Origin of the sequence: Bizionia myxarmorum (genome assembly GCF_008086205.1) — a bacterium.
Lineage (GTDB): Bacteria > Bacteroidota > Bacteroidia > Flavobacteriales > Flavobacteriaceae > Algorimicrobium > Algorimicrobium myxarmorum.
The window spans coordinates 86,270-92,865 of sequence record NZ_VSKK01000006.1; the positions used below are offsets into that span (position 1 = coordinate 86,270).

Annotated in this window: 3 protein-coding genes; 1 reads left to right on the top strand and 2 read right to left on the bottom strand. The window is 30.5% G+C overall.

What is annotated here, in order from left to right; all coding sequences use genetic code 11:
* Window positions 1-11 precede the first annotated feature (11 nt).
* Complete coding sequence (locus tag ES674_RS15015; protein ID WP_148405392.1) at window positions 12-4,139, top strand: AAA domain-containing protein; 4,128 nt, start codon at window positions 12-14, stop codon at window positions 4,137-4,139.
* Between the two features lie 496 nt (window positions 4,140-4,635).
* Here ES674_RS15015 and ES674_RS15020 read toward each other — a convergent pair whose 3' ends face one another.
* On the bottom strand, window positions 4,636-5,499 hold the full coding sequence (locus ES674_RS15020; RefSeq protein ID WP_148405394.1) for a hypothetical protein: 864 nt from the start codon (window positions 5,497-5,499) through the stop codon (window positions 4,636-4,638).
* 69 nt (window positions 5,500-5,568) lie between these two features.
* The gene (locus ES674_RS15025) at window positions 5,569-6,231 is read right to left on the bottom strand and encodes a hypothetical protein (RefSeq protein WP_211359305.1); all 663 of its coding nucleotides are present in this window, start codon (window positions 6,229-6,231) and stop codon (window positions 5,569-5,571) included.
* Window positions 6,232-6,596: the final 365 nt, after the last annotated feature.

Consider the following 6,596-nt stretch of genomic DNA (forward strand, 5'->3'; position numbering starts at 1 on the left):
AGTTATTAAGTATGAAACTAACTGACAATCTTTTAATAGAATTACAAAATCGTCTTAAAGTAGGCAATAGGAGAGGTGTGCATTTAAATGCCTTGCCAGGACGTTCCATTTATAAGTTTGATATAAGTAGGTTAAGCTTTATTAATAAAGAGCTTCCTAATCAGTTTGTGGAAGCCTTATTAAGTGAAAATCCTTTAAAATTTAAAGTATCTTGGAAAAACAATGTATCAGATTTTAATAACCTGTTTGAAGAAGATCAGATTAACCTTGTAAAGATTAAAAAATCGTTTGAAAATCTAATCAACCAAACAGATGCTATAGAATCTGAAAAAGGCATCAATACCTTTGGGTTTGGTTATCCTTTGTTAGTACGTCGTGATGCTTCAGATGGTAAATTAACCGTAGCTCCTTTACTTATTTGGTCCTTGCGCATACAAAGAACGAGCGATTTTAATACATGGGTTATTCAGCGTAATGATGACGATCCTGTTTACTTCAACGAGATCCTTATAAATCATTTACAAAGTGATGCCAATATCAAGTTAGATCAAATATCCTCTGAAATGATGGATGATGGTTTAATAGATTTACAGGAATTGGTGGATATCTGTCAAGGGGTTATGGAAAAAACCAATACCAGTTCAGATCCTAATTTAAAAACAATTCTGGAATCTAATCTTACCAAAATAAAACGCATAAAAGATAAAGCGCATTATGAAAGTTTACCATTAGCAGTTAATAATGCCCAGATTGAATACGGAGGGATATTTTCAATTTTCGAAGTTCAGAAACAAAGTATCATTAATGATTACGATCAATTATTAGATACAGATGAAGAGCTGGAAGAAGATGATTTACAAGATCATGTATTTCAATCTATTTCTTCGGTAGATACAGATCCTTCGCAACAAGGCATACTAAATGCGCTTGCAACCAAACGCAATTTGTTAATTCAAGGCCCACCTGGAACAGGAAAAAGTCAATCCTTAACAGCTATTCTTGTAAATGCATTAGAAAACAAGAAAAAAGTTATTGTGGTCTGTGAAAAAATAACTGCTCTTGAAGTTTTAGAAAATGCACTAACAGAGCTAGGTCTGCAAGATATGGTAATCATGATTAATGATGCGGTAAAAGACAGACGGAAAGCAGTTAATTTGGCACGACAAAAACTGGAAGATTCCAGAGGTTCATATGGTTCTGTTAGCCGTTTGAAATTAGATACAATAATTAGCAATGCACAAAATCTGATAGACTCCATTAATGCAAAACATAAAAAAATTAATGAAAAGATTATTGGAGATGATGTTTGGACACAGGTAGTAGGAAAGTTTTTAAATAATAGTGGAGATTTTAAGGTGCTAGATGAGATAGATCTAGATGCTATTTCTTTTCAGTTTGATTATAAGGAGTTACAAGAACTTATTGAGATTATTAAAAAAGCTGAAAGTCTTTATACCTCTTATGCACCATTTTCAGAAAACGCCTTTATAAACTCAAAAAAATACCATAGTAACAATCCTTATGAACTTGAAGATAAACTAACCAACGATTTTAAATCGTATAAAAACCAGCTAAAGAATCTAAAAAAGCTAATTGCAGAATTTCAGTCTATTCAAAGTGATTCGCAGGATGTTTTAGATTATAATCTAACAAATAACTTCTGGTTTAAATTTTTAGCAATTTTTGATAAGAAAAAAAGTTCTCTAATTAAGGCTCAAGTTATAATTAGAAAGGAACTTCAAAAAGTTGTTCATAATTTGAATGAAGATAAATGGTTTGATAGTATTTCCATTGATAATTCTGAAAAGATAATTACAGCAGATTTAGAAAACGTAATTGCAAGGTTGGAAGCATTTATTAATGACGATAACGAAAGGTTTACAAAAGAATACGAGTGGTTTCATTTTCTGAGTACTTTAAATAATGAAAAATTAGAAATTATTGAGAGTTTAAAAGGTAAATCTAATTGGGAAAGAACATTCTTATGTGTTTATCTTAATAAATTACTTTCTAAATATGCTTCTAATGAATTACCCACAGACGATAAAGAACATCAAGAATATACGAAAGCCGTAACAGGCTTAAAACGAGAACAAACAAACTTTGTTAAATCTTATTGGAACGACAGATTCACGAAAGATGCCGAAAAATTTAATAAAAGTTTCCTTATTAAAGTTCGCAATCTTTACAATAAGCGAAGTAGTTCTAAATATAAACGACATTCTCTAAGACAGATAGTAAATTATGATATTGATTTATTTACATCTTGTTTCCCTATCATATTAACAACCCCTGATGCCTGTTCTACCTTATTTTTAAATCGTAGAAAATTCTTTGATATCGTGATGTTTGATGAAGCGAGTCAGTTGCGACTAGAGGATAATTTACCTGCATTATTAAAAGGGAAACAGGTAGTTATTGCAGGAGATGAGCACCAAATGCCACCATCAAATTATTTTAGTAAAATATTTGAGGGTACTTCAGAAGATGAGGATGAGTTTGAAGATGAAGAAGAACAAGAACGCGAAAGAGATAACTCCCTTTTGGGGTGTGAATCTTTATTGGATTTTGGAGATCAATTGAATTTTCAAAAAAGCTATCTAGACTTTCATTACCGTTCAAGACATCCTTATCTAATAGATTTTTCAAATCATGCTTTTTACAACAGCCGCTTAAAACCACTACCAAATCAATTCGAATACAATCCAATAAATTTTATTCAAGTAGATGGCACGTTTTCAGACCACACGAATGATTTAGAAGCTGAAATGGTGTTGAGTATTATTGAGAATAATGTACATCCATTTCCAAACGGAGAATACCCATCTGTAGGTGTTGCTACTTTTAATATTGCACAACGAAACTTGATATTAAGTAAAATTTATGAGCGCAATAAATTCTCTAAATACCGAGAATTTAATGATAAAATGCTCCATCTTCAGGAGAATGGGTTTTTCGTTAAGAACCTTGAGAATATTCAGGGAGATGAGCGTGATGTCATTATTTTATCTACCACCTATGGTATAAACAAAGATGGAAAATTTGCACATCGTTTTGGCCCTTTAAATCAGGTAAAAGGATATAGGTTATTAAATGTAATTGTAACCAGAGCTAAATATAAAGTGTATGTCTGCTCGTCTATACCTCCAGAAGTATTTTTAGATTATAATCAATATTTGGTTACGCAGGGAGATAACAATAGAAGAGGTGCATTCTTTGCTTACCTCGCTTATGCAAAGGCAGTTAGTGATGGCAATGCTAAATTAAGAGAAAGAGTTCTTGAAGACTTGTCTGCTAATATTAAAGAAGAAATAAAACTTGGTGACGTTTTAGGTGATTTAGAATCGCCATTCGAGGAGGAAGTGTATCAGGTTTTAATCAATCATTTTGATGAAAATAACATAAAGCCACAATTAAAGTATGCAGGCTTCAGAATAGACATGGTTTATGATGCGGAAGATCCAAATATTCCAAAAATTGCTATTGAGTGCGATGGTGCAGCTTACCATAGTTCAACAGAAGCTTATTTAAATGATATTTATAGACAAAAAATATTAGAAAAAAATGGATTTGTTTTCCATAGAATATGGAGTACTAATTGGTGGCGTAGTCCTCAAAAAGAAGCAAAAAGATTAATCGATTTTATTGAAAAAACGAGCAATTCTGGAATAAATAGAACTGCTGTAGCTAATAACAATAAAAGTGGAGCTTTCACGGATATTATTGTCACAAAAGCTGATTCTTTATTAGAACTAAAGGATGCTTATCAAACCGAAATTCAAGAACTTGTTGAACTGGAAAACCTACCAATTAAAGCTATTAGAGTTGACAAAAAGAGGATTGAAGAGGAAGTTAAACCCAAAGCAGAATCTTTAAAGCCTATTCAGCAGCAATTATTTAAAGATTGTATTCATCTAAATAGTAAGGTTGAAATTAAATATTTAAATATTGGAAAGAATTTAAATATTCATCTTGTTGATGAGCGAATTAACAAATTTACAATGGGTAGTGGCCTTCAAAAAATTGATGTGAAATCACCATTAGGTGCTTCATTAATTGGCAAATGCATAGGGGATACAGCTCAAGTAGGTCATTTGGATAATTATGTTGAAGTTTTGAAGATTGATAATGTGGAATAATAATAAATTGATTTTATGATGGGATACACAAGGAATGGATTTTTTGCTGATTTGTTGAAATCTTTCACTAATCGATAGCGTTCAGCCATTTCTCCGAACCATTACGATACTTCCATTATTTTATGCCACATAGTATTCTATAAAAAAATTGTTAGAAAGGAAAATTAACCCTGATATTTAATGTTTCATTAATGTTATCCGTAAAGCGATAAAAAAGAGAAACTTGTTTAATTATAATAGGAATGAAATAGGAGAATGATTCTATAGAATTATTGCTTTTTAATCGATTTAAAGCCAAGATAAGCCTAAAATTAAATGGAATTAAGCAATTAGAAATGCCTTTGGAATTACTAAATCAGGATTGATATTTTGGGATACTTGAATTAGAAATTTGGTGAAAAAAATTAATACATTTTTGCTAGCCTGCCTGTCGGTAGGCAGATTTTTTGCCAGAGTACTTTATTTGGTTTAGTTTATGTTATTTATCTCTAATTTTTTAAAATAGAGTTAATTGATGATTTTCAGTATTTTGACTAGAATCAAAATCATTTATTGCATCATTTAGTATCTTTATGAATAGTTCGTTATGTTCCTTAAAATCATTGAAGTCAATTGTAAAAGATAATCTCGGCTTTTGCTTTTTACTAAGTTTATTTGGTATTCTTTTATTTTCTAGTTCTTTTTTCCACTCGCTCAAATCGCCTAATGATAAACTTATTTTCAAATTATCATCGTCCGGTTTAAAATAAATAAATGAACTTGGTTTTATTGAAATATGATTTTGATTATATCTAATTTTAAATTGTTGCTTGGTTGAAACTGTATTTATTAAATTAAATATTGCGTCAACAAGTTCTAGGTTTTCAAAAGTGGTTTTATTTAGCCAATACTTTGAAGGTTCATTAACAAATAATCTATTTTTATCTATTCTTTTTTTTTCGTCGTTTTTTATTCTTCCTTCCATCTTGTGAAGAATAAAATGACAGCGAGAATGAATTAACACCACTTTACTCAAACATAATTCTCGGTTTGGACAAATGTCACATTTAGGAACTTTTAGTTTTCTGTCAGGATTCTTAAGAGTTGGAACAACTTGACTATAATTATCTTCAAAATCACATAGTCTTTCGTAATCAATATGATGAATTACCTTATTCTCATTATTCAGATATTTTGAACATATTGGACAAATATTTGACTGATTTTCCAAAAGAGAATTAGATAAAGTTTTTGAGCGAGTAATTATTTTAAAGTTATTCCACCTTTTAATTTCAGCATCATTTAGGTTCGAGTAAGTCGTTTCTTTTAATGCAGCCGAATCATTGATTGGATAATATTCTTTGTAATTTAATTTTGACATTTGATCTTTTCCTAAAAATGCGCGAATCTTTGTGTAAGTAAGTACTCGCGCTATTTTTTATATACGTTTTTAGCGAGCACTTTTGATTGTTTTCATAAAATTTTTCGCGCTTTTTTCGTTTTCAAATTCTTTTTCAACAATTCCTTTTTCATTTACAAGCATATTATATGACGCTCTGCCTTTATCCCTAATCTCACTTCGAGTAATTAGAAACAGCCCTTTATAAATTCCTTTTGTAAAATATTCAAAGTGATTACTTGCAAAGAGTTCATCCCATTTTCCGTTTTCAATGTTTACTTTAACTAACTCATCTCCTGTAACCCATTTTTCTGTTGTGAAATAAATGCTGCTGCTATCTATTGAAATTGTAGGGTTTCCAATTCTAAATATTTCATTCGAATTATCATTTCCATCTTTAAAAGGTTTCTTTTCAGTTATGGTCCTTTCTGTTAAATCGTCAATTGAGACAATCATAAGCTTTTTTCTTTCGTATTCCCTGTTGATTCCATTTTCCTTTACAGTCCTTACAAAAATAATTTTTTCTTTGTTTTTGTAAAATAAAGGTGTTTCATCACTTCCATTGAATGTTATCTGTTTCTGTTTATCATCGGTAAAAACGATATGGATATTATTATCTTTAACATACGAATTTTTAATTTCGGGATTATTAGTTTCAGTCTTACAGCTATTAAAAAATAGAGATGTGAGTAACAGAATTACTAATGATTTCAAATGTTTGTTCATATTTAAGTAGAGTTTTAAAAATATTGCAGTTTTGGTTTTTAATGCTCGCTAGCGGTCTTGTAAATGAAAAGTAACGCTGAAAATAGGCGGTAATTTTCGGATGAAACACAAGCCGAATTTTTAAATTTTACTAATAATTTTATTTTTGGGAAGTCGTCAAATTTAAAAATTTGGCGACTTCCTAAAAATGCTCGAACCTTTATGTTAGCAACGACTCGAGCAATTTTTATAGCATCCATGAAAAAGCAGAAAGTCCAGTATCTTTAAAGTTCACCAAAACAATAAGATATGAAAACTGAACAAACTGCTCAACCAAAGTTATACATTGGAATCGACATCCACAAACGTAGCTG